General features: G+C 68.1%; 17 protein-coding genes. 7 read left to right on the top strand and 10 right to left on the bottom strand.

What is annotated here, in order from left to right:
* Positions 1 to 17: 17 nt before the first annotated feature.
* Positions 18 to 566: a hypothetical protein gene (locus tag ACOQPE_RS03840; RefSeq protein WP_420610588.1), complete on the bottom strand. Its 549-nt coding sequence runs from the start codon at positions 564 to 566 to the stop codon at positions 18 to 20.
* 94 nt (positions 567 to 660) lie between these two features.
* Positions 661 to 1,173, bottom strand: a complete 513-nt coding sequence (locus ACOQPE_RS03835; protein WP_420610587.1) for a pyridoxamine 5'-phosphate oxidase family protein — start codon at positions 1,171 to 1,173, stop codon at positions 661 to 663.
* Positions 1,174 to 1,216: 43 nt separating this feature from the next.
* Here ACOQPE_RS03835 and ACOQPE_RS03830 point away from each other — a divergent pair, with 43 nt between their 5' ends.
* Positions 1,217 to 2,674, top strand: a complete 1,458-nt coding sequence (locus ACOQPE_RS03830; RefSeq protein WP_420610586.1) for a PQQ-dependent sugar dehydrogenase — start codon at positions 1,217 to 1,219, stop codon at positions 2,672 to 2,674.
* A 90-nt stretch (positions 2,675 to 2,764) separates the two neighbouring features.
* Here ACOQPE_RS03830 and ACOQPE_RS03825 read toward each other — a convergent pair whose 3' ends face one another.
* From ACOQPE_RS03825 to ACOQPE_RS03800, 6 genes are all read right to left on the bottom strand, one after another.
* Positions 2,765 to 5,188, bottom strand: a complete 2,424-nt coding sequence (locus tag ACOQPE_RS03825) for a hypothetical protein (RefSeq protein WP_420610585.1) — start codon at positions 5,186 to 5,188, stop codon at positions 2,765 to 2,767.
* Between the two features lie 52 nt (positions 5,189 to 5,240).
* Entirely contained in the window at positions 5,241 to 7,583 is a 2,343-nt protein-coding gene (locus ACOQPE_RS03820; protein ID WP_420610584.1) for a hypothetical protein, read from the bottom strand.
* 61 nt (positions 7,584 to 7,644) lie between these two features.
* A complete protein-coding gene (locus ACOQPE_RS03815; RefSeq protein ID WP_420611350.1) occupies positions 7,645 to 8,406 on the bottom strand; it encodes a succinate dehydrogenase/fumarate reductase iron-sulfur subunit in 762 nt (253 codons plus the stop codon).
* 44 nt (positions 8,407 to 8,450) lie between these two features.
* The gene (locus tag ACOQPE_RS03810) at positions 8,451 to 10,406 is read right to left on the bottom strand and encodes a fumarate reductase/succinate dehydrogenase flavoprotein subunit (RefSeq protein ID WP_420610583.1); all 1,956 of its coding nucleotides are present in this window, start codon (positions 10,404 to 10,406) and stop codon (positions 8,451 to 8,453) included.
* Between the two features lies 1 nt (position 10,407).
* The gene (locus ACOQPE_RS03805; protein ID WP_420610582.1) at positions 10,408 to 11,247 is read right to left on the bottom strand and encodes a succinate dehydrogenase cytochrome b subunit; all 840 of its coding nucleotides are present in this window, start codon (positions 11,245 to 11,247) and stop codon (positions 10,408 to 10,410) included.
* 100 nt (positions 11,248 to 11,347) lie between these two features.
* Positions 11,348 to 12,619, bottom strand: coding sequence for a hypothetical protein (locus ACOQPE_RS03800; protein ID WP_420610581.1), 1,272 nt, complete (start codon positions 12,617 to 12,619; stop codon positions 11,348 to 11,350).
* 54 nt (positions 12,620 to 12,673) lie between these two features.
* Between ACOQPE_RS03800 and ACOQPE_RS03795 the strand changes: the two genes are divergently transcribed.
* Both ACOQPE_RS03795 and ACOQPE_RS03790 read left to right on the top strand, forming a co-directional pair.
* Positions 12,674 to 14,113 (top strand): sigma 54-interacting transcriptional regulator, encoded by a 1,440-nt coding sequence (locus tag ACOQPE_RS03795; protein WP_420610580.1) that lies wholly within the window; start codon positions 12,674 to 12,676, stop codon positions 14,111 to 14,113.
* 8 nt (positions 14,114 to 14,121) lie between these two features.
* Positions 14,122 to 16,158, top strand: a complete 2,037-nt coding sequence (locus ACOQPE_RS03790) for a hypothetical protein (RefSeq protein ID WP_420610579.1) — start codon at positions 14,122 to 14,124, stop codon at positions 16,156 to 16,158.
* A 45-nt stretch (positions 16,159 to 16,203) separates the two neighbouring features.
* Here the strand turns inward: ACOQPE_RS03790 and ACOQPE_RS03785 are convergent, their stop codons facing one another.
* Positions 16,204 to 16,950: a TetR/AcrR family transcriptional regulator gene (locus ACOQPE_RS03785; protein WP_420610578.1), complete on the bottom strand. Its 747-nt coding sequence runs from the start codon at positions 16,948 to 16,950 to the stop codon at positions 16,204 to 16,206.
* A gap of 153 nt (positions 16,951 to 17,103) precedes the next feature.
* Here ACOQPE_RS03785 and ACOQPE_RS03780 point away from each other — a divergent pair, with 153 nt between their 5' ends.
* From ACOQPE_RS03780 to nhaA, 3 genes are all read left to right on the top strand, one after another.
* Positions 17,104 to 18,228: an LLM class flavin-dependent oxidoreductase gene (locus ACOQPE_RS03780; protein ID WP_420610577.1), complete on the top strand. Its 1,125-nt coding sequence runs from the start codon at positions 17,104 to 17,106 to the stop codon at positions 18,226 to 18,228.
* A gap of 60 nt (positions 18,229 to 18,288) precedes the next feature.
* Complete coding sequence (locus tag ACOQPE_RS03775; RefSeq protein WP_420610576.1) at positions 18,289 to 18,669, top strand: STAS domain-containing protein; 381 nt, start codon at positions 18,289 to 18,291, stop codon at positions 18,667 to 18,669.
* Positions 18,670 to 18,775: 106 nt separating this feature from the next.
* Entirely contained in the window at positions 18,776 to 20,140 is a 1,365-nt protein-coding gene (nhaA, locus tag ACOQPE_RS03770) for a Na+/H+ antiporter NhaA (RefSeq protein ID WP_420610575.1), read from the top strand.
* 35 nt (positions 20,141 to 20,175) lie between these two features.
* On the opposite strand, the gene ACOQPE_RS03765 is transcribed toward nhaA, so the two are convergent.
* Positions 20,176 to 23,181, bottom strand: coding sequence for a hypothetical protein (locus tag ACOQPE_RS03765; protein WP_420610574.1), 3,006 nt, complete (start codon positions 23,179 to 23,181; stop codon positions 20,176 to 20,178).
* A 299-nt stretch (positions 23,182 to 23,480) separates the two neighbouring features.
* Here ACOQPE_RS03765 and ACOQPE_RS03760 point away from each other — a divergent pair, with 299 nt between their 5' ends.
* On the top strand, positions 23,481 to 25,613 hold the full coding sequence (locus tag ACOQPE_RS03760; protein ID WP_420610573.1) for a sodium-translocating pyrophosphatase: 2,133 nt from the start codon (positions 23,481 to 23,483) through the stop codon (positions 25,611 to 25,613).

Here is a 25,613-nt window from a genome sequence, read left to right as displayed (position 1 = left end):
TGGTGGGGAAGGTCAGGCTAGTGAGGTGCCACGAGCACGGTCGAAGGGTCGACGACGCCGACGACGGTGATGGCAGTCTGCGCCGGCAGGCTCTCGTCGGACTCCGTCAGGGCATTGATGACCCGCAGGCGTCCCTGCACCATCACTTCGACTTTGCCGGGTTTCGAACGGTTCGCAGCAACCGTGAGATAGACGGTGCCGTGTACGCCCACGGCGGACTGGTAGTCGATCGAGCCGCTCTCGCCGAGCTTCGCAAACGAGCGCCACAAGAAGCCCACGGCAAGGAACACTGCGAGACCGGCGGCGATAGCGACGCCGACTGACAGAGCTGTGGAGCGGTCTGCCTGCTTCATGAGGACGCCCGTCCAGCCGAATGCAAACGAGAACGCGGTCAACGTCCGGATCGAGAGGAACCCGCTGCTCGGGTCGTCGTCGCCGATGTCGACATCCGCTCCGATGCCGAATGCCAGCAGCGCAATCTGCACCAGCAGGAAGAAGCTGGAGATGAAGGCGATCGCATAGAAGATCTGCAGATCGCCGGTCAGAGCCTGCCACCAGTCGCCCATGAACTGCCTCCCTGCGGGAACTCTACGTGTCGATACGGCCCGCCCGTCTGCGCGGATTGCCGCAGACAGATCTGCCGGGAGGCCGGGGGAGGTACTAGCTGAGGCGCCGTTCGGTCAGGCCGCCTGCGGGCGTCCAGGTTTCGACGACGAGCTGCTGACCATCGACCCGCACGAGCACGGCGTGAGCGATTCTCACGGTGAACAGGGCCATCGGTGTTGCGTCGTCGATCTCGTGATGGTGCCCGCGCATGAAGGTCTCGAGCTGGTTGGCGTCGGCCGGCACTGCCGTGCCTTCGATGCGGGCATCGCCTGCTTTGAGTTCGCCGCTCTCGGGCGCTGAGTGCAGCCCGAACCGCGGGTCGCGATACAGATCGGCGGCCTTGCGCGAGTTGCGGTCCATCCCCAGCCAGAGATGGCCGTCTCGGATCGGGGCTTCCATGCCCGACATCCGAGGGGCGCCGTCAGCGCGGATCGTGGCCATGACCGCATGCAGGTGGCTCTCGAAGCGCTTCTGGATGCGTGCGGCCAATTCCGGGCTGGCCGCCGCAAACGCTCCCCAATCCACGTCGCCGCCGTGCGCACCCATCAGGTCACCTCCGCTGTCCATCCCGCGTGATTCTGCACCAGCGCTGTAGGTACGGTCGGCCACCGTGAGGCTGGCACGCGCATCGGCGGCACTGATTGCGGTGGCACTTGTGGCGGGCGCGTGCGGGATCACGTCTGGCGATCCCGACGAATGGACGGTCGTCGAGCAGGTCGACCCTGCATTCGCAGGAACGACACCGGTCGTGACGGCACCGCCTGCGCTGCGGACCATTGACTTACCAGCCAGTTCCATTCCCGCGCCGGCGAGCAACGAGAACGTCCCTGCGAACGCAGCATCCGCATCAGCCACAGCTGACGAGCCACGTCCAGCGGGCGCGCCTGACAACGCCGACATCGCAGAAGATGTGCCGGGATCGGCGACGACGCCGCAGACGAGTGCGCGATCGGCCGACGGCGATGGCCCGTCGCTGGCCGAGGCACGGTTCGAGTTGGTGCCGGTGGCCGAGATCGAAGCGCCGATAGCGCTGGTCGCTCGGCCCGGAACCGGCCAGCGGTACGTCGCGACCCTGACTGGGCAGGTGTGGCTGCTGGACCCCACCGACGGCCGCGACGACGATGGCGGCGCTGATGCCGGGGCCGCTCCGCAGCTCGTGGCCGACTTCGGTTCGAGGGTCAGCCAAGGATGCGAGAACGGGCTGCTGGGAATCACCTTCAGCCCGGACGGGTCGCAGCTCTACCTCAGCTACACCGACACCGCCCGAAACAGCCGGATCGCCGTGATGCCCATGAACGGCGAGACGCCCCAGGCCGACCGGCGGCGGGTGCTGCTGGCGCTTGATCAGCCGGCGTGCAACCACAACGGCGGCGACCTGACCTTCGGGCCCGATGGGAACCTGTGGATCGGCTTCGGCGACGGCGGCGGGGCGGACGACGTCTTCGGTCAGGGCCAAGACCGCTCCACCCTGCTGGCCACGATGGCCCGCATCGACCCCGACCCCGCCTCGGGGCAGGGCTACGGGATACCTGCCGGCAACCCCTTCGCAGCGATCGGCGAAGCGCCCGAGGTGTGGGCCTACGGCGCTCGCAACCCGTGGCGCTTCTCGTTCGACCGGCTGACCGGCGACCTCTGGATCGCCGATGTCGGCCAGAACCGCATCGAAGAGATCCACGTGCTGCCCGCAGCTGAGGGCTGGCTGCCGGGGGCCAACCTGGGCTGGCCGCTGTTCGAGGGCAACGAGCGCTTCAGCGGCGGCGAGTCGCCCGCTGATCTCGTGTTCCCCGTCTACACCTACACCCACGACGAGGGTTGCTCGGTGACCGGCGGCTACGTCTACCGGGGCAGAGCCATCGCGGCGCTTGCGGGCACCTACGTGTTCGGCGACTACTGCACGGGCGACCTGTGGGGCCTCGTCCGCGGCCCCGACGGCACAGCCGAGCGCATCGATCTGGGCGTGTCAGTGCCGCGCAACACGCTCGTGTCGTTCGGCGAGGACGCCGACGGTGAGCTCTACGCGCTCAGCGCAGCAGGCACGGTGTACCGCCTGGCGGCCGTAGAGCCCTAGCGGCCACGGCTTCGCCCTGCGCGTTCCGCTCCAGCTCCTCATTCTCATGCGATTGGGCTCGCGGGCCGCTCGGCCCCGGGGCTCAACCTCTTACTCGGCGTCGGCCTCAGCCGCGGCCTCTGGCTTGATCTCGGGCTGCCACTCGCCCCAGGTGACATCGGTGATCAGGCGATGCATCCACCGGGGCTGGCCGGTCTCGATGCCCCACACGTTCACTCCACCCCTGCGGTCACGGAACCAGCCGACCAGCGACTCGATCGATCCCGAGGCGTAGATCAGGTGGCTGTCGGTCGGCGACCAGATGGCAACCCGCGTCGGCGCGGGCAACTCGCGCACGAGCTCCACATCGCTATCCGGCGAGCCTGGCGTGTGCACATACAACGCCTCCCGCTCCGGCACACCGTCGCCGTCGTCGTCGTGCTGTGCCACGTAGGCGACACGGCCGTCGTCGGACCACGACAGCGAGCTGCCCGCCTCTGCCAGCGTCGTCACCTCGCCCGTTCCGTCGGTTCGCTCGGCGCGGGCGACCAGGCCCACCACCTCGCCGTCGTCGTCGCGCAGCATCTCGGTGTAGGAGAGGTACGTGCCGTCGTGCGACCAGAAGATCCAGCCGTAGAGGGACGGGGAGACCTCGCCGATGAAGCGCTTCGAGCTCCCGTCGCGATGGGCCACCCACGACAGTTCGGGGGTGATGTAGTCGGTCACCGGGCGGTCGGTTACCTCCCCGTACTCGAAGTAGGTGCTGTCTGGCGACCACCCCAGGAACTCCACCTTCTCAGCGATGCTCACCGGTTCGGCGTCGCCGTCCACCGACTCGATGCGCAACTCCGCCGAGCAGTCGTCTGAATCGATGGCTTCATAGGCAAAGTGTTTGCCGTCGGGCGACCACGGATGGGTGATGACCACCGTCCATGCGTGGAAGTGGATCGGGCCGATCTCGCGTGTCTCGCTGCCGTCGGCAGACGCGATCCACAAGCTCCAGCCCTCATGGGCCGGGTCGGCCTCGCATTCGTGCGGCGTGGCGTAGAGGAGGTGCCTGCTGTCGGGCGACCAGCGCAGGATGGCGGCATCCTCGGCGAGTGTGACCGGCGGGGTGCTGCCGTCGGTCGGTTCGATGCGCAGTTCGTTGACGTCCTCGCCCGTCTCGGAGTCGGTGTGCTCGGTGACGTACGCCAGGTAGGCGCTGTCACGCGACCAGATGAAGTCGCGGATGTCGCCGTAGTACCAGGTGCGCACATCCATCTGGCCCAAGCTGCGGATCAGGGTGCCGTCGGCGTCGAACAGCAACGCCTCGAAGGAATCGAGACGGTCGTTGTCGTCGGTGTCGGCGTTGTTCCAGACGAGGAGGTGCTCGCCGTCGGGCGACCGCCACGGCCACGTGCCCTCGGGCCCCACCGGCTCGGCTTCGCCGCCGGGAGCGGCCACCAGCACCTGCTCCTCATCGTCGGACCATGTCAGCCGCCCGTCGCTGTCGTGCCATTCCCAGCCGTTGTGGTCGACGGTGCGGAGCATGCGTTCGCTGCCGTCGGCCCGAACCGTGAACAGCGTGGAGCCGATGCCCCGGAGGCCCGATGCCTCGGTAAGCGCCAGGAAGGGCGGCCGCTCGCCTTCGTCGGCGACAGCGGGTCGAATTCGTTCACCCCGGCTGATGGCCTCGAAGGTCGTGCGTGCGTCGCTGGTGAGCGTTGCCACCTCCACGGCGGGGGACGGCGTGTCGGTTGCGAGCGCAACCCGTTCCACGGAGACGTCTGACTCGATCGCCTGCAGCACTTCCTCGACCGCCGCCTCAGCGGCCAGGTCGTGCTCGTCGGCGAGCCCGGCGAAGACGATCCGCGCCGGTCGGTAGTCGGTGATCAGCGACACGGTCGCCTCGGACAGGCCGTCGGCGATCGTGGCAGGCGAGAAGTAGGTGACGGCGACATCTTCGAAGCCTGCGGCGAACTCCCTCGCTGTGTTGATGTCGGCGTCGTTCCAGCCGTCGGCCACGATCAGCACCATGGTGTCGGGGCCCACGCGCTCGGGCGTGTCCAGCCCGATACGGGCTGCCGCTGCGGCTGTCTCGGCGCGGGTGGCGCCGTCGAGCTGCTGCAGCACGCCCCACCGGTAGGCCGAACGCACTGCTTTGGCCAGATCGTCCATCACCAGCGGCGGCACGGCATCGGGACCGCCGAGGACCATCACACGATCAGGCGCAAATGCGGCGATGAGCTCTGCGAGTTCTTCGGGCACGCCGTCTGCACTCAGGCAGGCGGCGGCCGCGTTGCGGGAATGCCGGGCCAGTTCCACCGCCGCCACGGTGTCGGCGGAGCGTTCACAGTTCGCCAGCACCAGCGTCAGGTTGGGCCCGCTGCGCGTGTAGTTCGTCGGCCGTTCCTGCGCTGCTGCGGGAGTCGCCAGCAGCACGGAGCCCAGCAGGGCTGCGAGCGCCACTGCTGCAGCGGCAGCTCGCGCCCGCCGCCCGCGCCGCCGGACCGACGCCGCGTGCGAACTCGCAATTGCATGAAGCATCTTCATCGGGGCGGAATGCTATCGCTGGGCTGCTCGGCCACTGGGCGGCGGCCAACGCTCAGCGGGGCTGCCATTCGCCCCAGGTGATGTCGGTGACCACGCGGTGGGTCCAGCGCGGTTCGCTCGTGGCCACGACCCACGCGTCCGAGCCACGCCGGCGGTTGATGAACCAGTCCAACAGCAGCTCGGTGGGACCCGACACGTACCCGATGTAGTCGCCGTCGGGCGACCACCGACCGCCCAGCGTGATGTCGGACAGCTCGTACACGAGGGTCACGTCGGCATCCGGCGAACCGGCGGTGTGGACTCGCAGCGCACGCCGGTCGATGCCGTCGTCGCCGTACTCGTCGAGGTGCGAGACGTAGGCGAGACGCTGATCGACCGGCGACCAGGCCACCACGTTCCCCCGCTCGGCGACGACCGCCGGCCCGCCGATGCCGTCAGCCCGCTGCACGACCGGCCGAGCGCCGATCACAGCACCGTCGGAGTCACGCAGCGTCTCGGTGTACGCCAGGTGATCGCCGTCGGCCGACCACAGCACCGACCCGAACACGGTGGGCCTGGCCTCGCCGAGCTCGCGCCGGTCGCTGCCGTCGAGTCGCACCACCCACGCATGCTCACGCAGCGGGACGCCCTTGCCCGGCGTGCCCACGGTGATCCCGTAGCCCAAGTGGGTGCCGTTGGGCGACCAGCCGAGCAGCCGGCCCTCGGCGATCGGCGCGAGCGCAGTGGCCTCGCCGCCGACCGCGGTCACCTTCAGGTGCTGCGAGCAGTCGGCCGGGTCGAGCGATTCGTAGGCGAGGTGGGTGCCGTCGGGCGACCACACGTACAGCAGGCGCCACTGGATGCGCTGGATGAAGCCCAGGTCGCGGGCGTCGCTGCCGTCGGAGCGGGCGATCCACAGGTTCTGGCTCTCGTCTCGCCCGTTGCCGTCGCAGTCGCTCGGGGTGCCGTAGGCGAAATGGCTGCCGTCGGGCGACCAGCCCAGGAACGTGACGTCAGGGCCCAGGGTGACAGTCGGCGCCGATGCATCGGTTGACCAGATGCGGGCGACCGGTGTCGTGTCGCCGCTGTCGCCATCGGCAACCAGCTCGACGTAGGCGAAGTGCTTCCCGTCGGGAGACCACGCCGACAGGGGCAAGTCTGCATAGAGGAATGTGCGGTAGTCGACCAGACCGATTCGCCGGAGGCCTCGCCCGTCCGCGGCGGCAATGTGCGCCGTCGTGCGGTTGCGGGCACCGAATGCGGAGGGTCCGGCGAAGCTGAAGGTGACGACGTGGCTGCCATCGGGCGACCAGGCCGGGTACTGACCCGGTTCGAACAGGACGCTCTCGTCGCCGGCGAGCTCGGAGGCTCGCAGCTGCCCGTCGAGGCCGGTCCAGCTCAACTGGCCGCTGCTCGGGTTCCACGCCCAGCCCCGGTGTTCTGTCGAATGCAGCTGGCGCCCCGAGCCGTCAGCGCGAACCGTCCAGAGCCGGTGTCCGCGGCCCGAGCCAAGGGGGCCGCGCGCCGAGCTCGCCGCCAGGACCGGTGCTTGCTCATCGGTCATCGTTCCGGGCCGGTGCGTGCCCTCGACGATGGAGGTGATGGTCTCGCGGGCGCGCTCGACCGACGGCGATGCCTCGGGAGTGAAGAAGCGAGGTTCGCCGGCTTCGGCGACTCGCTCAATTTCCACGGTCAGCTCGTGTGCGTCGAGCGCTGACTCGATTGCCGCTTCGGTGACCGACCCCATCTCGTCCGGGAGGCCCACCACAACAACCCGGGCAGGCCGATAGTCGGCAATGAGCGCGGCCGTGGCGGCCGGCAGGCCGTCGGCAATCGTGCGCGGCGCGATGTAGGCAACAGCAGCGTCGGCGACTTGCTCGGCAACGTCGGCCGCGGTGCGGACCTCGTTGCCGTTCCAGCCGTCGGCCACGATGAGGGTGACCGCGTCCGGCCCGGCCACGTCGGGGTGTTCCAGCGACACGCGCGCCGCCAATGCAGCGGTGTCGATCCGGGTGGCGCCGTCGAGGCGCTCGACAACTGCCCAGCGGTAGGCAGCTCGGACAGCCGCCGTCAGATCGTCCATCACCGCAGGGGGCACCACAACCTCGCCACCCACCACGATCACGCGATCCGGCGCAAAGTCGGCTATGAGCGCCGCTGTCTCCGGCGAGAGACCGCTCGGATCGACGCACACCTTGGCGGCGTTGCGCGCATGGGCGGCCAGCGCCTCTGCGACCGCGTTGTCGGCGGGGCCGGGGCAGCTCGCCACCACCAACGTCAGATTCGGCCCGCTGCGCACGAAGTTCGACGGCTGCTGAGCCGCAGCCGGCACCGCAGGCACGGCGAGCGCCAGCGCCACAACCAGCGCCACGGCCGCCTTGACGGCTCTCGAGCGGGGCAGATGATCACGCGTCACTGGCACAGCCTCTCCACGAACGCGGCACGCTAGCCACGCCTGCGAGCCCTGCCTGACCGGCTCAGCTCTGGCCGGTCAGCTTGCGGTTCTTGATCTTGGCCTTGACGTAGTCGCGGTTCATGAACGCGATGAAGTCGAGGCTGATCTCCTTCGGGCAGGCCTCCGTGCACTCGCCGTGATTGGTGCACGAGCCGAAGAACTGCTCCATCGTCTCCACCATGGCCTCAGTGCGCTCCCAGCGCTGGGGCTGGCCTTGGGGGATCAGGTTGAGATGTGCCAGCTTCGCCGAGGTGAACAGCTGCGCTGCCGAGTTCGGGCAGGCCGCCACGCAGGCCCCGCAGCCGATGCAGGCCGCTGCGTCCATCGAGGTGTCCGCGGCTTCCTTCGGCACCGGCGTCTGGTTGGCGTCGCCGACCGCACCGGTGTTGACCGAGATGTAGCCGCCCGCCTCGATGATGCGATCGAACGAGCTGCGGTCGACCACCAGGTCGCGTACCACCGGGAACGCCTTCGCCCGGAACGGCTCCACCGTGATGACGTCGCCGTCGGAGAACTTGCGCATGTGCAGCTGGCAGGTGGTGGTGGCCAGCTCGTGCCCGTGCGCCCGCCCGTTGATCATCAGGCTGCACATGCCGCAGATGCCCTCACGGCAGTCGTGGTCGAACTCGATCGGGACATCGCCGCCCTCGATGAGCCGCTCGTTGATGATGTCGAGCAGCTCCAGGAACGACATGTCCTCGCTGATGTTCGGGGCGTCGAAGGTGTGGAACCGTCCCGGAGCGTCGGGTCCGTCCTGGCGCCAGATGCGCAGCGTGAGGCTCAAGGTGCCGCCATGGCTGGCCTGACTGGTCACGCCGTTTGCCCCGCTCACTTGTAGCTCCGCTGTGTCAGTGCCACTTCTTCGAACTCCAGCTCCTCGACGTGACGGGTCTGCACGGTGTCGGTGTCGTGCCATTCCCAGGCGGCGACGTGGGCGAAGTTCTCATCGTCGCGCTGCGCCTCGCCCTCTGGCGTCTGGTGCTCGGCCCGGAAGTGGCCGCCGCAGCTCTCCTCGCGCACGAGCGCATCGCGGGCCATCAGCTTGGCCAGCTCGAAGAAGTCGGCCACCCGGCCGGCCTTCTCCAGGCTCGAGTTCAGGTTGGCCCCCGAGCCCGGCACCCGCAGATCGGCCCAGAACTCGGCCTCCAGCGCCGGGATCTCCGACAGGGCCTTCTCGAGGCCGGCGGAGGTGCGCTCCATGCCGATGTAGTCCCACACGATCTTGCCCAGCTCCCGGTGGAACCAGTCCACCGAGCGGGTGCCGCCTATCGACAGGAACCGCTGCGTGGCGTCGGTTACCTCCGACACTGCCTGGGCGAAGACCGGGTCGCTGAGCGGCACCACCGGCTCGCCCAGGCGGGCCGCCAGGTCGTCGCCGATCGTGTACGGCAGCACGAAGTAGCCGTCGGCCAGGCCCTGCATCAGCGCCGAGGCGCCCAGCCGGTTGGCCCCGTGGTCGGAGAAGTTGGCCTCGCCGATGGAGTAGCAGCCGGGCACCGTGGTCATCAGGTGGTAGTCGACCCACAGCCCGCCCATCGTGTAGTGGATGGCCGGGTAGATGCGCATCGGCACTGCATAGGGATTCTCTCCCGTGATGCGCTCGTACATGTCGAAGAGGTTCCCGTACTTCGCCGCCACGGCGGTGTGGCCGTCGCGCTCGATCACCTCGGAGAAGTCGAGGTACACGCCGTTGCGCAGCGGGCCCACGCCCTTGCCCTGGTCCACCACGGTCTTGGCATTGCGGCTGGCCACGTCACGCGGCACCAGGTTCCCGAAGGCCGGGTACTTGCGCTCGAGGTAGTAGTCGCGCTCCGACTCCGGAATCAGGTCCGGCGAGCGCTCATCGTCCATCGCCTCGGGCACCCAGATGCGGCCGTCGTTGCGCAGCGACTCCGACATCAGCGTCAGCTTCGACTGGAACTCGTCGCTGGCCGGGATGCAGGTGGGATGGATCTGCGTGTAGCAGGCGTTGGCGAAGTAGGCGCCACGCCGGTGCGCCCGCCATGCAGCAGTGACGTTGCACGCCATGGCGTTGGTGGACAGGTAATAGACGTTGCCGTACCCGCCGGTGGCCAGCACCACCGCATGGCCGGTGTGCGCTGCGATCTCGCCCGAGATGAGGTCGCGGGTGATGATGCCGCAGGCCCGCCCGTCCTTGGTGACGAGGTCCAGCATCTCGGTGCGCGTGTAGAGCTCGACACTGCCGGCTGCGACTTGCTTGGCAAGCGCCTGGTACGCGCCCAGCAGGAGCTGCTGGCCGGTCTGGCCACGGGCGTAGAACGTGCGGCTGACCTGCGCGCCGCCGAACGACCGGTTGTCGAGCAGGCCGCCGTACTCGCGTGCAAACGGCACGCCCTGGGCGGCGCACTGGTCGATGATGTTCAGCGACACCTCGGCCAGGCGGTGCACGTTGGCCTCACGGCTGCGGTAGTCGCCGCCCTTGACCGTGTCATAGAACAGCCGGTGCACCGAGTCGCCGTCGTTGGTGTAGTTCTTCGCGGCGTTGATGCCGCCTTGGGCAGCGATCGAGTGCGCCCGGCGGGGCGAATCGTGGAATGTGAACACCTTCACCCGGTAGCCCAGCTCCGACAGCGATGCCGCTGCGGAGGCGCCCGCCAGGCCGGTGCCCACCACGATGATCTCGAAGCGGCGCTTGTTGTTCGGGTTGACGAGCTTCATGGAGAACTTGTGGTCGGTCCACTTGTCGGCCATCGTCCCGTCGGGCACGCGGGAGTCGAGCACGCCGTTCACTGCACCATTCGGGCCGCTGTGTGATTCAGCCATGTCAGTGCGCCTCCGCAGCTTCGCCCAGACACTCCAGGCCGGTGGTGTCGTTGATCGGGCAGTCCCGGTTGTCCTCGTCGACGAGCCCGGCCTGCACCAGCGCTGGGAATGACAGGTTGCCCACCAGCACCACGCCGGCCAGCGCCGTGGCCAGGTTGCGGCGCAGCCCGTTGTAACGCGGGTTGTTCACGCCGAGGCTCTGGAACATGCTCCAGGTGCCGTGGAAGATGTGGACGGCCAGCGCCACGTTGGCCACCACATAGATGATCGCCACCGGGATCGACGACAGCGACTCCACCACGTTGTGATACGGATCGCCCCGTACATAGGCGTCGCCCAGCCACCAGCCCCACGTCAGGTCGGCCAGGTGGAACAGCACGTACAGGCCCACGATGGGACCCGTCCAGCGCATGGTGCGCGAGGCGTAGTTGGCGGCGATGTAGTCGCGCTTGGATGCGTATTTCTTGGCGCCGCCCACGAAGCCCGCCCGCTCCGAGGCCAGCCGGCTGCGTTCCTTCAGCGTGTACGCCGAGTGCAGGTGCACCACGAACATGGCCAGCAGCCCGACCCGCATGATCCACAGCAGCAGCGTGCGGGGTAGCAGCCCGCCGCCGAGGTCGCGCAGCGTCTCGGCGTACTCGTACATCCGCGAGGGACCCTCGTAGAGGTGCAGGTTGCCGATCATGTGAACGATCACGAAGCCCAGCAGCCCGATGCCTGTCCACGCCATGACCCACTTGCGGCCGATCGCTGACTGGTAGATGTTCAGCGGGAACGGCAGCGGGCGCTTGGTCTTGAACACCGGTGCAGACCCGGCGGCCTGCGTGGCAGTCGGCGCCATGTGTTCCTCCCGTGCGTGGCGTGGTGCGGCGATCGGCGCGGTCTGCCTTGGAGGCCGTTCGCGCCAGGGCCGTACGGTACTTGCGCGCCTGCCGCACTGCTCAGGTGTGCACGGGGCGGGTGGGGTCGGCGGCTTGCATGGCTGTGCGCGCTGTGCGGTGTGCCCATGGCGCCATTCCGGATCCACGTCGGTGTTCGCTGGTGACTGGCACTGGTTGCCAGGTGGCGACGCTGGGGTGGTGGCCTGCGTGATCGGCGGCTGCCGCGGCGGCTTGGGCGGCGAGTGCGCGCAGGCCGCGTTCGGCGCCGGTGAACACGCTGGGATCGAGCGTGACCTGCTGGCACAGCAGCCTGCCGTCGGTGTTCGCTGATTCGTAGAAGCTGGGATGGCTCAGCTCGTGCTCGATGACGCGCAGGGCGTCGAGCCCGTCACGGTGCGGCTCGCCGTTCACCGCCAGCCTGCCGCGGCGGACCGACACGGTCCGGATGCCCGTCGGGAGCCTGACTGCGTGGCTGGAGCGTCCGTCGATGGCGACGTCGATGTCGATGCAGTACAGCGCCTGGTCGCCCATTCCGGCCGGCCACCAGAGCGACGGCCGCTCCAGTGCGACCAGCCATTCCAGCTCGTTGCGCCCGCGCGCCAGCACGGGTTCGGACAGGGTCATGCCGTCGTCGAGCGACGCGACCTTGCGGGTGGCGTCTCTCGACCAGCCTGCGTCGGGGTCACTGGCGGGCAGCACCGTGGTGGTGACCTCGCATCGATGCGTGCCGGCGCTGTCGACGGTGGCAGCAATGCGCAGCACGGCCCGGTCAGGGCTGGCCTCGATCACCAGTGCACGCACCCGCTCGATGCGCGCGGGTCCGGTTCGCTGGATCTGCACTTGCGCGTTCTCGGTCTGGGGCACCCGAACAGCTCCATGAGCGGCTTCCACCGCCGCCAGGTGCTCAGAGCCGAAGCGAAGCAGCGGGTTCACTTCGAAGGCGTGCTCTGCGTGGCGCCCGCGCAGGTCGCCCAGGTACGTGCCGTCGAGCCACAGGTGGCCGAGGTCGCACAGCCCGGTCGCAACGAGCCACCAGCGAGCGTCTCCGTGAGTGTCCCCGTGCGCAGCACCGTCCAACTCAGCCGCCAGGCCCAGCGGAAGCTCGAAGTGCCGCCGGTACAGGACGGCGCTCTCATCGGCGAGGCCAGGGTCCAGCCACCACCGGCCGGGAGTCGGGGTGGCCTGCCAGCCCGATTCGTCGAGCCCACGTTCAGCCACCGTGCGCCACTCGCCCTGCCCAGCGGCCCGCACCAGCCAGCCGCCCGCCAGTGCCTGGGCGCCTCCGCCAGCAGCTGAGGCCAACGACCAGACGTATGGATCGACCGGGCCCACATCGCGACCGTACCGACCTGCGCGGTATCGAAGTGGGCGGGTAGGTTGCCCGCCATGACCCAACCCACCACGCTCGGCGAATTGCGCAAGATCGGCTGGGTCTCCCGGCCGGTCAAAGAGGAGATGCGTGCGAATGCCGCCAAGGCCATCGCCGCGTCCGAGCCGCTGTTCGACGGGGTGCTGGGCTACGAGAACACCGTGCTGCCCCAGCTCGAGAACGCCATGCTGGCCGGCCACGACGTGGTGTTCCTGGGAGAGCGGGGCCAGGCCAAGACCCGCATGATCCGCTCGCTGGTAAACCTGCTCGACGAGTGGATGCCCTACATCGAGGGCTCGGAGATCTTCGACGACCCCTACAACCCCGTGTCCCGCCATGCCCTCGATCTGGTTGCCGAGCACGGCGACGACACGCCGATCGCCTGGGCCCATCGCAGCATTCGCTACGGCGAGAAGCTGGCCACGCCCGACACGTCCATTGCCGACCTCATCGGCGAGGTCGACCCGATCAAGGTGGCCGAGGGCAGGTACCTGTCCGACGAGCTGACGCTGCACTACGGCTTGGTGCCGCGCACCAACCGCGGCATCTTCGCCATCAACGAGCTGCCCGACTTGGCCGAGCGGATCCAGGTGGGCCTGCTGAACGTGCTCGAGGAACGTGACGTGCAGATCCGCGGCTACAAGATCCGCCTGCCGCTCGACGTGCTGCTGGTGGCCACGGCCAACCCCGAGGACTACACCAACCGGGGCCGCATCATCACACCGCTGAAGGACCGATTCGGCGCCCAGATCCGCACCCACTACCCGCTCGATGTCGACACCGAGATGGACATCGCGTCGGCGGAGGCCCGCCCGCTGGACCTGACCGAGATGGGCGAAGGCGTGGTGGTGACGCTGCCCGACTTCATGGCCGAGATCGTGGCGACCTTCAGCCATGTGGCCCGTGCCAGCAGCCAGGTCAACCAGCGCTCGGGCGTGTCGGTGCGCATGACCGTCACCAACACCGAGACGCTCGCGGCCAACGCCACCCGCCGGGCGCTGCAACGGGGCGAGCGCCACGTGGTGCCCCGCGTCAGCGACCTGGAATCGCTCATGAGCTCCACCGCCGGCAAGATCGAGATCGAGTCGATGGAGGAGGGGCGCGACGGCAAAATCGTGGAGACCATGCTCAAGGCGGCCGTGCTCGAAGTGTTCAAGAACCGCTTCTCGCCCGACGAGCTGAGCGACGTGGTTGCCAGCTTCGGCGAGGGCAAGGTGGTGCACACCGGCGACGACCTCGGCTCGGAGGCCTACATGGAGCTGCTCGCCGGCAACCAGGCACTGGCAGTTGCCGCTGAGTCGCTGGTAGCCGCGGCGGCCGATCCGCAGTCGGACGAGGGCGCAGCGCCTGCAGTGCTGGCTTCGGCCGTCGAGCTGGTGCTCGAGGGCCTGCACCTGTCGAAGCGGCTCAACAAGGAGCACGTCGGCGCCCGGGCCACCTACCGCTCGCGTGGTTGAGTGAACCCATGAAGATTCGCTGGCGTCGGGCCCGCCGCGAGGGCGCCCGGTTCCGCTACTCGGCGTGGGACGGCACCCAGACCGGCTTCGACTTCGACGCGGAGAGCCTCTTCGCCGAGATGACCGACGACCTGCTGTATCACGGCGATCTCAATGCCGCCCTGCGCCGGCTCATGCAGCAGGGCTTCACCGACCCCGAGGGCAACCGGCTCGAAGGCCTGCGCGAGATGATCGAGCGGCTGCGCGACCGGCGCAAGGACATGCTCGAGCAGTTCGACCTCGGCGGCGTGTACGACGACATCGCCCGCGAGCTCGACGAGATCACCGACACCGAGCGCGAGGCGCTGGAGGAGTTCGCGCAGGACGCGTCCGACAGCGGCGACGAGCGGCGCGAAGAGATCGCCCAGTCCAGCGCGGCGGAGCGGAACCTGCAGCTCGACATGCTGCCCCCCGACCTGGCCGGCAAGATGCGCGGCCTGCAGAGCTACGACTTCGAGTCGCCCGAGGCCCGCGAGCAGTTCAACGAGCTCGTCGAGCGGCTGCGCCAGGAAGTCGCCCAGAGCTACTTCGACCAGATGACCGGCGCCATGGGCAACATGAGCCCCGAAGACCTGGCCCGCACCAAGGACATGATGGCCGAGCTCAACCAGATGCTCGAGCAGCGTGCCCGCGGCGAGGAACCCGATTTCGAGGGCTTCATGGATCGCTACGGCGATTTCTTCCCCGAGAACCCCCAGACGCTCGACGAGCTGCTCGAGATCATGGCCAAGCGCATGGCGGCCATGGCCTCGATGCTGAACTCGATGACGCCCGCCCAGCGCCAGCAGCTCGCCGACCTGGCGTCGCAGCTCATGGACGACATGGACCTGCAGTGGCAGGCCCAGCAGCTCGCCCAGAATCTCCAGCAGGCGTTCCCCGACATGGGCTGGGACCGCAACTACCAGTTCGGCGGCGACGACCCGCTGTCGATGTCGCAGGCGGCCGACGTGCTCGCCCAGCTCGGCGACCTCGACGCGCTGGCCGAGATGCTGCAGGGCGCCGTCAGCCCCTCGGCGCTGGCAGAGGTGGATCCCGAGCGGGTGCGCGAGCTGCTCGGCGACCAGTCGGCCGAGGCGCTCGAACGGCTCAGCGAGATGGCGCGCATGCTCGAGGAATCAGGCCTCGCGCAGCACAACGAAGGCCGCTTGGAGCTGACGCCGCGAGCGCTGCGCCGCATCGGGCAGAACGCGCTCGGCGACCTGTTCAACCGCCTGATGGACGACAAGGTCGGCAGCCACCAGGTGCGCAAGTCGGGCGTCGGCCACGAGTTCGCGTACGAGACCAAGCCGTACGAGTTCGGCGACACGTTCAATCTGAACATCGAGCGCACCGTGCGCAACGCCGTGGCCCGACAGGGCACCGGCACGCCGGTGAGCCTGACGCCGGACGACTTCGAGATCGAGCGATCAGAGCTGCTGTCGCGGGCTTCCACGGTGCTGATGCTGGACCTGTCGCTGTCGATGCCGATGCGCGACAACTTCCTGCCCGCCAAGAAGGTCACGATGGCGCTGCACTCGCTGATCTCCACGCAGTTCCCGCGCGACTACCTGGGCATCGTGGGCTTCGCCGAATCAGCCTCCGAGTTGACCGCGGCGCAGCTGCCGGAGGTCTCGTGGGACTTCGCCTACGGCACCAACATGCAGCACGGCTTCATGATCGCCCGGCGCCTGCTGGCCCGCCAGACCGGCTCGAAGCAGATCATCATGATCACCGACGGCGAGCCCACCGCTCACCTGGCTCGTGACGGGCGGCCGTTCTTCGCCTACCCGCCGGTGCGTGAGACCATCGAGGCCACGCTGCTCGAGGTGGCCCGGGCCACCCGCGAGGACATCCGGATCAACGTGTTCATGCTCGACCCGAACAGCTACCTGCGGGCGTTCGTGGAGAAGATGACCGAGATGAACGGCGGCCGGGCCTTCTTCACCAGCCCCCACAACCTGGGCGACTACGTGCTGGTCGACTTCCTGGAGCACCGTCGCAAGCTCATCACCAGCGGCCGTATGTAGCTGTCAGCGCTGTCAGCTATTGCTTCCCGCTCTTGTTCGCTGCGCTCACGGGCCGCTCGGGCCACGGCTTCGCCCTGTGGGCTCAGCCTCCGGAGGGTGCAGGCCGTCGAGGACCATGTCGGCGAACTGGCGGGCGAGATCTTCGAGCCGCAGTTCGCCGCCGGGGCGATACCAGCTGGCCAGCGAATTCAGTCCGGAGATCATGATCCGGGCGAGCACCTTGGCGTTGGTGTCGGCCCGCAGTGAACCGTCGGCCTGACCTTCTGCCAGCAGGCCGACCCAGAGGTTGGTGAACTCGCGCAGCGGCACTGCCAGGCTCTCGCGGGTCTGCGGGGGCGATTCGTTGAAGCAGCGGATGTTGGCCACCGTGAAGTTGCTCTCGGCGACGATGCAGTTGACGTAGGCCACGATGGCCTCGGCCAGGCGGTCGGAACCCCGTGCCTCGGGACCCAGCGCCTCCAGCGCTGCATCGATCGCAGAGCGGGCGTGGTCGATGCCGACGCTCAGCACCTCTTCGACGATCGCGTCCTTGGAGTCGAAGTGGTAGTAGAGGCTGCCGGCCTGCATCTCCGCAGCACCGGCGATGTCGGTCAGCGTGGTGGCGGCGTAGCCGCGGCACGAGAGCAGGCGCGCGGCGGCGTCCAGAATGCGCATACGGCTGCGCTCGCCCTTGCGGATCCGCCGGCCATTGCCGTTCCCGTTGCCGCCGTTCTCGTCGGCGCCAGCGGCAACGGTGCTGTCTTCGGTATCCGGCTCGGCCGAGCTGCCAGTGGCTGCCTCGGTGCTTTCCATGCCTCGGAGAAACCTAGTCCTGAACGGGCGTTCATGCAGTGGTCGACTGCCTGAGGGTGCGTGCGGCGGCGCCCGGGACTCTCCAGAGAACACTCACCTACACTCCGCGGAGAAGCCCGGATCGTGCCGGGGAACGAGGCAGCGGGAGCCAGGGTGAAGTTCAGCTTGTTCATGTACTGCACGATCGGCCGGCGCCACGAGCTGGAAGCCGGCCTCGCAGGGCTCAACAACGACTACTACCAGCGCATGCTCGGCGAGATTGCCGAGATCGCACGCTTCGCCGACGACAACGGCTGGTACGGCTTCGGCCACCCCGAGCATCACCTGCAGATCGAGGGCTTCGAGATCTCCAACGACCTGAACCTGATGGCGAGCTGGATCGGCCAGCACACCAGCCGGCTGCGGCCGATCGCGTGCGGCTACGTGTCGACCACGCACAATCCGATGCGAGTCGCCGAGCAGGTGGCGACGCTCGACCACATGACCGGCGGGCGGCTGTGCTTCGGCGTGGTGCGCGGCTACCAGCACCGCTGGGTGGACCAGTTCAAGATCCGCCCCGACCTCGCAGCGGTGGGCAAGTGGAACCGTGGCACCGACGAAGACGCCTACAACCGCCGCTTCTTCGAGGAGTTCGTCGACGTGGTGCTCACCGCCTTGAAGAACAACACGTTCTCCTACGAGGGCGAGTTCTGGCGCTTCCCCAACGACAACCTCAACCCGCACACCCACACCGTCTATTCCGACTACGGCGCCGGGGTCGATCCCGACATGACGATCCACGAGGTGGGCATTGCCCCGCGCCCGCTGCAGTCGCCGCACCCGCCCCTGTACGGCGGGTTCACCATGTCGATGGACTCGGCGGTCTTCTGGGCCCGCTACGGCGGCACGCCGATCGTGCTGAGCGACAAGATGGACTTCTGCGAGGCGCTGTGGAACGCGTACCGCACCGAGGCCGCGCAGCATGGCGTGGAGAAGCCCCGCGGCCACGAGTGCGGCTGGGGCGGCGTGGCGGTGTGCGCGCCCACCGACGCCGAGGCCTGGGAGCTGTTCGCCGACATGGAGTGGTTCTGGAACCAGTGGGCCATTCAGTTCGGCCAGGGCATGCCGCTGCAGCTCGTCGGCAGCCCCGACACGATCAGCCGCCAGATCGAAGAGGCGCAGACAGTGCTCGGCGTCGAGGAAGCGTTCTTCCTGGTGCCACAGGGCATCCACTCCGCCGATCAGATCAACACATCGCTCGAGCTCATCAGCGACAAGGTGATGCCCCGCTTTGCGTGAGCCGCCGGCTGGTTCCATGCGCCTGTCGGCGCCACGACGACAATCAGCGCAGTCGCCCTGATGCTGGGCATCGCTGAGCAGACGGTGACGGCCGCCGACGGCACCGCGGCTGTGGTGGTGACGCCCCGAGGCGAGCTCGATCTGGCCGCCATCGCGTCGCTGGACAGTGCGCTGCGCTCGGCGCTGGCGACAGCGGGCCCGCAGCCGCGGCTGGTGATCGACCTGTCCGATGTCGATGTCTTGCAGCCAGTCACGCTCGGTGTGCTGCTTGACGCGCGTCGACGCTGCCGGACCGCCGACGGTGGCCTGGTGCTGGTGGTGAGCACGGCCGGTGTGGCCGCGACGTTGTCTGAGACCGGGGTCGATTCGCTCTTCGAGACGGCAACTGAACTGCAAGCCGCGCTTGCGCGCATCTCCGAAGCAGCGCACTCGAACCACTAGGTGCAGATGCCTGCGGAGCCGCGCGGATAGGTTCGCCCCATCCGCCGCGAACCACAGGCTCCGCGGCAAGGCACCCCTCGTAGCTGCACCTATCCTGTGCGGCCATATGGCGGGTCCGGAGTACCTGTTCCAGCGCGAGACATTCGCGGGCGGCGACAGGTGGCTGGCCCGGTTCGTGGCCCGGCCGATCCTCAGCTTCGTTCACCGCGAGGTTGCCGGCAGCGTGTTGCTGCTACTCGCCACGGCCATCGCACTCATCTGGGCGAACTCGCCGTGGAGCGACACCTATTTTGACTTCTGGCACACCCACATCGACATCACGATCGCCAGCTACCACATCCACCCGCTCGACTTCAGGGAGCTGGTGAACGACGCCCTCATGGTGCTGTTCTTCTTCGTGGTGGGCCTCGAGATCAAGCGCGAATTGGTGACGGGCTACCTCGCCAGTGCCCGTGCCGCCGCACTGCCGGCGATAGCCGCCGTCGGCGGAATGGTCGTGCCCGCGCTGTTCTATTTCATGCTGAACACGTCCGGCGAGGCCGCGGCGGGCTGGGGCATCCCGATGGCCACCGACATCGCGTTTGCGGTGGGCGTCGTTGCGCTGCTGGGCTCACGCGTGCCGCCGATGCTGAAGCTGTTTCTGCTGACGCTGGCGATCGTGGACGACATCGGGGCCATCGCGGTCATCGCGATCTTCTACACCGGCAACCTCGATCTGCGTTGGCTGGTCGCCGCCGTGGCGCTGCTCTTCGTTGTGCGAACGCTCACGTTGATGAAGGTGTGGGCCATCGGGGTCTACTGGGTGATCGGCATCGTGATCTGGTACTGCGCGCTGGAATCAGGCGTGCATGCCACCATCGCCGGCGTGGCGCTCGGCCTGCTGACGCCGGCCCGGCCGCTGGTCAAACGGGAATCGGCCCAAAAGGCAGTCGACGACCTGCCGGACGATCCCAATATCGAGCAAGTGCACCAGGCAGCGTTCGTGGTGCAGGAATCGGTGCCGATGACCGAGCGGCTCGAGGTGATGCTGCACCCGTTCACCGCGTTCCTGATCGTGCCGATCTTCGCCCTGGCCAACGCCGGCGTGCCGCTGTCGGGCGACGCGATCTCCGATGCCGCCGGCTCGCCGGTGACGTGGGGCGTGATTCTGGGTTTAGTCGTCGCCAAGCCGCTGGGCATCACGCTGTTCACCTGGGTGGCCACCCTGTTCGGCTTCCGGCTGCCCCAGGGGATGAACTGGCCGCAGTTCGTCGGGATGGGCTTCGCCGCGGGCATCGGCTTCACGGTGTCGATCTTCATCACGGGGCTCGCGTTCGACGACGGAGGCATCATCGATCTCGCCAAGATCGGCATCCTGGTGGCATCGGCGTGCGCTGCGGTGGCCGCGCTGATACTCCTGAGAATGTCCGGCGAGCACGGCGACCACACTGAGATCCCGCCCAATATGGACGAGGTCCCCTCCGAGTCCTGAGGGCCCTTGCCACAGTAGGGCGGGCCGCTGGCGGACTAGTCGGCGGGTGGAGCGGTTGCTTTGTCGCCATGGACCGTGGGTTCGCTGCACCATGCTGCGCGCAGGGCTGCCAGCGATTCGAGGAAATCGCTGCGGCTCACTCCGCCAGCGTTGTGCAGCGCGAGCGCATCACAGAGCACTGCTTCGTCGAGCGCGCGGCGCGTCTCGTCGTGCCACGCTTCATTCGCTGGCAGCAGCGCGCGATGACTGAACTCGTCGAAGATCTCGCTGAGCGTGTCCAGTTGATCCGCGGTCAATGCACGGCAGTCCAAGGCGGGCAGATCGGGAAGCAGCCGGATGCTCAGCATGGCTCGGCCGTTCTGTTGGCGGGTTCCTACCCACCAATGCCCGATCAGGCCCAGTGTGGTGTTCGCCCAGAGGGCGAGCGGTTGCTCCCACTCGGTCTCAGCGGCAACAAAGGACGGCCATGCTCTGCCGCCGAGGCACCGCTCGGGGGTGATGCAAGCACCGAGCATCTGGCTGTTGAGCTGGAAGTCACGGTTGATGTGAAGCCGCGTGGCGTCGCGCCAGAGCTCGGGGGCTCGACCGACGTGGGCAGGCCATGGGCGCAGGTCACGGTCGGGCGCCACGACGATCTGCGCCTCACGCCCGGAGGCGGCGTCGTGCGCCCACAAGGCGGGGTACTCGACCACGCTGCCAGGCGGTAGTTGTCTGCTGACATCGAAGACTCCGTTGTAGACGGGCCCGCCGTGGGCATCGAGGCGCGGCTGCCCATCGGGCCCGGTCAGTACCTGCTTGTTGGCGAATGTGCCGTGATGGGGGCCGGCTTGGCCGAGTTCCCCCAGGGCCACCGTCGGCGCTTCGAAGGCGTGCATTCTGGGTAGCAGCAGATGGCCGTCGCGGAGACGGCTTGCGGCTGCGGCGACTGTCGGCTCGGCGGCGTGTGCGCATCCGCCTTCGCTCAGTGGAGCGGTGATCCGGCAGCCGATTTCCGAGCCACCGACCTTCAGGAACTCCGAGACAGCGGTGCTCTTCTCTGCGATGGCGCAGGCCATCCCGACAGCGTCGGCAGGGTTGACAGGGCGGCGCCTCAAGCTCACCCATGTGATGTCGTGATTGGCCGCTTCGGCGTCGCTGCATTCGTGTTCTCGCTTAGTGGCGACGATCAGGGCCTCAGCCATGCCGGTGTCAGCCGAGAACGAGCGATCGTCGCTGCCGCCTGCGGAGATGGTGACCACCGTGATGTCGCGGTAGGCCCGAGCGAGCAAGGCGCGTGCGGCGGCCCATGCGTCGCCCGAAGCCACCGTGGCTGGGACCACGAGTGCCAGCACGCCGCCGGGGCGCAGCTTTGCGTGAGCCAAGTCGATGAAATTCGTTGCCAAGCCGGCATGTCCGGTTGCGGCGGGCCGGTCCATGGCCCGATACAGCCTGCGCAGGCGCCCAGTCATTGCACGCTGTTCGTCTTCGCCAGTGTCGAAGCCGGCGAAGGATGGAATGGGCACGCCAAGTCGCGAGGCTTCGGGACCGTTCGGCCGCGTGAACGGGGGGTTCTGGATCGCGAGGTCGACGGTGCAATCGTCGACCGCGAAGCCCACGGCACCGTTGCCGACGTCACAGATGTCGCCGTGACCGCTCGAGCGCCGTCGCCCGGTGCCGAACAGCGAGGGCACTGTCTCGTCGCCGAGCAGTTCCAGGGAACCGATGGCCGCAGGCTGCGACTTGTCGCCCTCCGGATAGCCATACGGCATGAGGTGGATGTTGGTGTCGCCGAATGGGGTGGCCGGGTGAGCTGCTGAGAGCATGGTCGCCGTCAGATGCACAGCCGCAGGCATGATGTCGCAGCCGATCAGGATGTCCTCCATGAAGGCGTGGTGGAGCCGCTTCGACGCGTCGGTGCCGTCGGCTGCGTTGGCACGCCGAACACGCGATGCGATGCGTCGGTGCGCGGCAGAGAGCAGCGTGCCGGTACCGCAGGCGAAATCGGCGACGCGCAGCCGCCCGACGGCGACCATGTCGTCCCATGCAACGTGCCCGTCCAGCTGGCCTACGGCCAGTTCCGCCAGAAGCGCAGCAGAAGCGGGAAGGGTGTAGAACGTGGCGAGGAACTTTCGATCCGCGATCAGACGGCCGAACATTTGCCCTGCCAAGTCTTGAACCGAGGCGGCACCCGATCCGGAGAGCCGTTCGACGGTCTCGGCCAGCTGCGCGAGGAGCTGCTGCGCCGGTGCCTGCGGTACGGGCTGGAGGATGTCCTTGGCCACGGCGAAGACGGGCCAATAGTTGATCGCGAGAATCTGCTGCCACGCGTCTGAGACGCTCCCGGCGGAGAAGACGCCAGTGTCGGAGCGGGACTCCAGCAGTGTTGGCGTGCCGTGAATGCCGGCGAGCGCATTCTGGAACACGAAGGCGTTCGCCAGAACGGCCACGGCCATCAACGTCGTCTGCTCGCTGTCGCGTTGATGGAGCGCCGCGGCGATCTTGTCCAGCACTGCGCCGGAATCGCTGCTGAGCAACGATTGCCGAAGGCGTTGAGCCGCTTGTGCAACCCCGGACTGGAAGGCGTCGGCGGCTGCGGCGATGCGCCGTTCGGATATGGCCACGGTCTCGACGAAACCGGCCAGCGAGTTGACGTCGCCGGAGAGCCAGCCCGACGACGGAAAACGAACTGCGTCAGCGCCTTCGATCCAAGCGCACCATTCGAGATCGTTGCGCGACGCCACCGACGCGAGCAGATCGACGGGGGCGACCTCGCCGAGTGCCCCCGGGAGGCGAACGGCCACTGCTACTTCAATGGCTCTGCCCGTCGACGCCAGCGTCTGCCCGATGCGCGATATGGCGTCGTCTTCCACGCTGTGCGCCGGCAGATACTCGGTTTCGAGAACGACCGGCGCCGCCCCGGTCTCGATCACGATGTCGGGTTGCAGCCCGGCTTCTGTGAGCGTTCGCGTCGCTTCAGCCGAGACGGTCCAGCCCCCCAGACGCGCACCCAGCGCGCTTGCCACGAACGAATTGAGGGCCGGCTCGGCCATGCGTGGACTCACGTTCGCCTCCCGATGCCCTGCTCCTGTCGATCTGCTGCTGATCTGTGTCGCCAAGCAGCACCGTACTGGTGATGTGTGACATCAACCCGGACCCATGCCGAGCGCTGCTTGCGGCCAACTGGCGCGGGGCCTAGCGTTTCCGGGGCGTCGCGGACGCTTCGACGCCGGTCGAGCCTTCCGCAGCAGCGCCTGGGGCGTGTGCGGCGTCGGCCCGGCCGGAACGTGCACCGCGGGCTCGGCGCCCCGATATTCCCCCGACTCCGACGTGACCTGATTCCGATGTGCCCCTGGAGGCCCATGTGACTGCTGTTCCGTATCTGGCCCTGATCGCTTCCGTGCTGGCGCTGCTGCTGGCCTACTACTTCGCCAAGGTGGTGCTGCGGGCCGACCAGGGCACCGAGTTGATGCGCGAGATCGGCGCAGCCATTCGCGAGGGTGCCATGGCGTTCCTGCGCCGGGAGTACCGGTGGGTGTCGGTGTTCGTGGCAGCCATGTTCGTGCTGCTGCTGATCGTGCCCATCGCCGATGATTTTGCACCTCGGCTGGCGGCCAGCTTCGCCTACCTCATGGGCGCGGTGCTCTCGTCGGTGGCGGGCTTCATCGGCATGCGCATCGCCACGGCGGCCAACACCCGCACAGCCAATGCCGCCCGCGAGGGCGCTGCCAAGGCGCTGCCGCTGGCGTTCAAGGGCGGAGCCGTCATGGGCTTCAGCGTGGCCGGCCTGGCGCTGCTGGGCATCTCGATCAACTACCTGCTGTGGGTGAAGTGGCTGGGCGTCGACCAGGCCTTCCAGGTGGTGGCCGCGTTCGGGCTGGGTGCCAGCTCGATCGCGCTGTTCGCCCGCATCGGCGGCGGCATCTACACCAAGGCAGCCGATGTCGGCGGCGACCTGGTGGGCAAAGTGGAGGCCGGCATTCCCGAGGACGATCCCCGCAACCCGGCCACCATCGCCGACGCGGTCGGCGACAACGTGGGCGACGTGGCCGGCATGGGCGCCGACCTGTTCGAGTCGTACGCGGGGTCGATCGTGGCGCCGGTGGTGCTGGCCTCGCTGCTGGTGCCGGTGTTCCTCGAGGGCGACAGCTTGGCCGGCAGCTTCGGCGATGCCGAAGGGCTGCTCATGTACCCGATTCTGATCGGGGCGCTCGGCATGATCGCCTCAATCATCGGAGCGCTGTTCGTGCGGGGCCGTGAGGGCCGCAGCCTGCCGGGGCAGCTGCACACCGGTCAGTACGTGGCCATGGCGCTTACCGTGGTGTTTGCCATCGTCGGCACGCTGGTGCTGTTCAGCGGCAGCCCGACGTTCGTCACAGAGGACACGACCTACGAGCTCAGTGCCCCCATCTTCTTGGCGTTCACCATCATCGTCGGCCTGCTCGGCGGCTGGGCCATCGGGTTCACGTCGGAGTACTTCACCTCCGAGCACTTCAGGCCAGTGAAGGGCATTGCCCAGCAGTCCGAGACGGGCCCCGCCACGGTCACCATCGAGGGCATCGCGCAGGGCAAGCTCTCGACGCTGCCAGCGGTCGTGCTCGTGGTAGCGATGATCGGTCTGTCGTACCTATTCGGCGGGATGGCCTTCGGCGAGGCCGGCAACGAGATCGGGCTCTACGGCGTGGCGCTGGCGGCCATCGGCATGCTGGCGGTCACCGGTGTCATCGTGGCTGTGGACGCCTACGGGCCGATCGCCGACAACGCCGGCGGCATAGCCGAGATGGCCGAGCTGCCGCCCGAGGTGCGCGGCGTCACCGACAGCCTCGACTCGCTGGGCAACACCACTGCGGCGGTGGCCAAGGGCTTCGCCGTGGGTTCGGCTGCGGTCACGGCGCTGGCGCTGTTCAAGTCGTTCAGCCTGACCGCTGGCGAGAAGGTGCTCCTCGACATCAACGACACGGCGGTCACCATCGGCCTGTTCCTGGGCGCCATGACGCCGTTCATTTTTGCGGCGCTGACGATGAGCTCGGTGGGACGGGCAGCGCAGGCGATGATCGTGGAGGTCCGGCGCCAGTTTGCCGAGATCCCCGGGCTGCGCGAGGGCGAGCCGGGCGTGAAGCCCGACAGCCGCCGCTGCGTCGACATCTCCACCCAAGCGGCGCTGCGAGAGATGCTGCTGCCGGGCGGCCTGGCCGTGGTGCTGCCACTGGTGATCGGCTTCATCGACGTGAACGCGCTGGGCGGCTTCCTGGCCGGTGCGGTGGTGACCGGATTCCTGATCGCGATCTACATGGCGAACTCGGGCGGCGCTTGGGACAACGCCAAGAAGTACATCGAGGCGGGCGCGCACGGCGGCAAGGGCACCGATGCCCATGCGGCGGCCGTGGTCGGCGACACCATCGGCGACCCGTTCAAGGACACCTCCGGCCCGGCGATGAACATCCTCATCAAGGTGATGACCATCGTCAGCCTGGTCTTCGTCCCCGCCTTCCTCTAG

Source organism: Candidatus Poriferisodalis sp., from assembly GCF_965219595.1.
In the GTDB taxonomy this organism is placed as follows: domain Bacteria; phylum Actinomycetota; class Acidimicrobiia; order Acidimicrobiales; family Poriferisodalaceae; genus Poriferisodalis.
This window is presented reverse-complemented; position numbering and strand designations above follow the sequence as displayed.

Coding starts and splice junctions, on each gene's coding strand:
- ACOQPE_RS03775 (WP_420610576.1), top strand. CDS start 18,289: ATGCTGGGCATCGCTGAGCAGACGGTGACGGCCGCCGACGGCACCGCG.
- ACOQPE_RS03825 (WP_420610585.1), bottom strand. CDS start 5,188: ATGAAGATGCTTCATGCAATTGCGAGTTCGCACGCGGCGTCGGTCCGG.
- nhaA (WP_420610575.1), top strand. CDS start 18,776: ATGGCGGGTCCGGAGTACCTGTTCCAGCGCGAGACATTCGCGGGCGGC.
- ACOQPE_RS03785 (WP_420610578.1), bottom strand. CDS start 16,950: ATGGAAAGCACCGAGGCAGCCACTGGCAGCTCGGCCGAGCCGGATACC.
- ACOQPE_RS03835 (WP_420610587.1), bottom strand. CDS start 1,173: ATGGACAGCGGAGGTGACCTGATGGGTGCGCACGGCGGCGACGTGGAT.
- ACOQPE_RS03810 (WP_420610583.1), bottom strand. CDS start 10,406: ATGGCTGAATCACACAGCGGCCCGAATGGTGCAGTGAACGGCGTGCTC.
- ACOQPE_RS03790 (WP_420610579.1), top strand. CDS start 14,122: ATGAAGATTCGCTGGCGTCGGGCCCGCCGCGAGGGCGCCCGGTTCCGC.
- ACOQPE_RS03805 (WP_420610582.1), bottom strand. CDS start 11,247: ATGGCGCCGACTGCCACGCAGGCCGCCGGGTCTGCACCGGTGTTCAAG.
- ACOQPE_RS03795 (WP_420610580.1), top strand. CDS start 12,674: ATGACCCAACCCACCACGCTCGGCGAATTGCGCAAGATCGGCTGGGTC.
- ACOQPE_RS03840 (WP_420610588.1), bottom strand. CDS start 566: ATGGGCGACTGGTGGCAGGCTCTGACCGGCGATCTGCAGATCTTCTAT.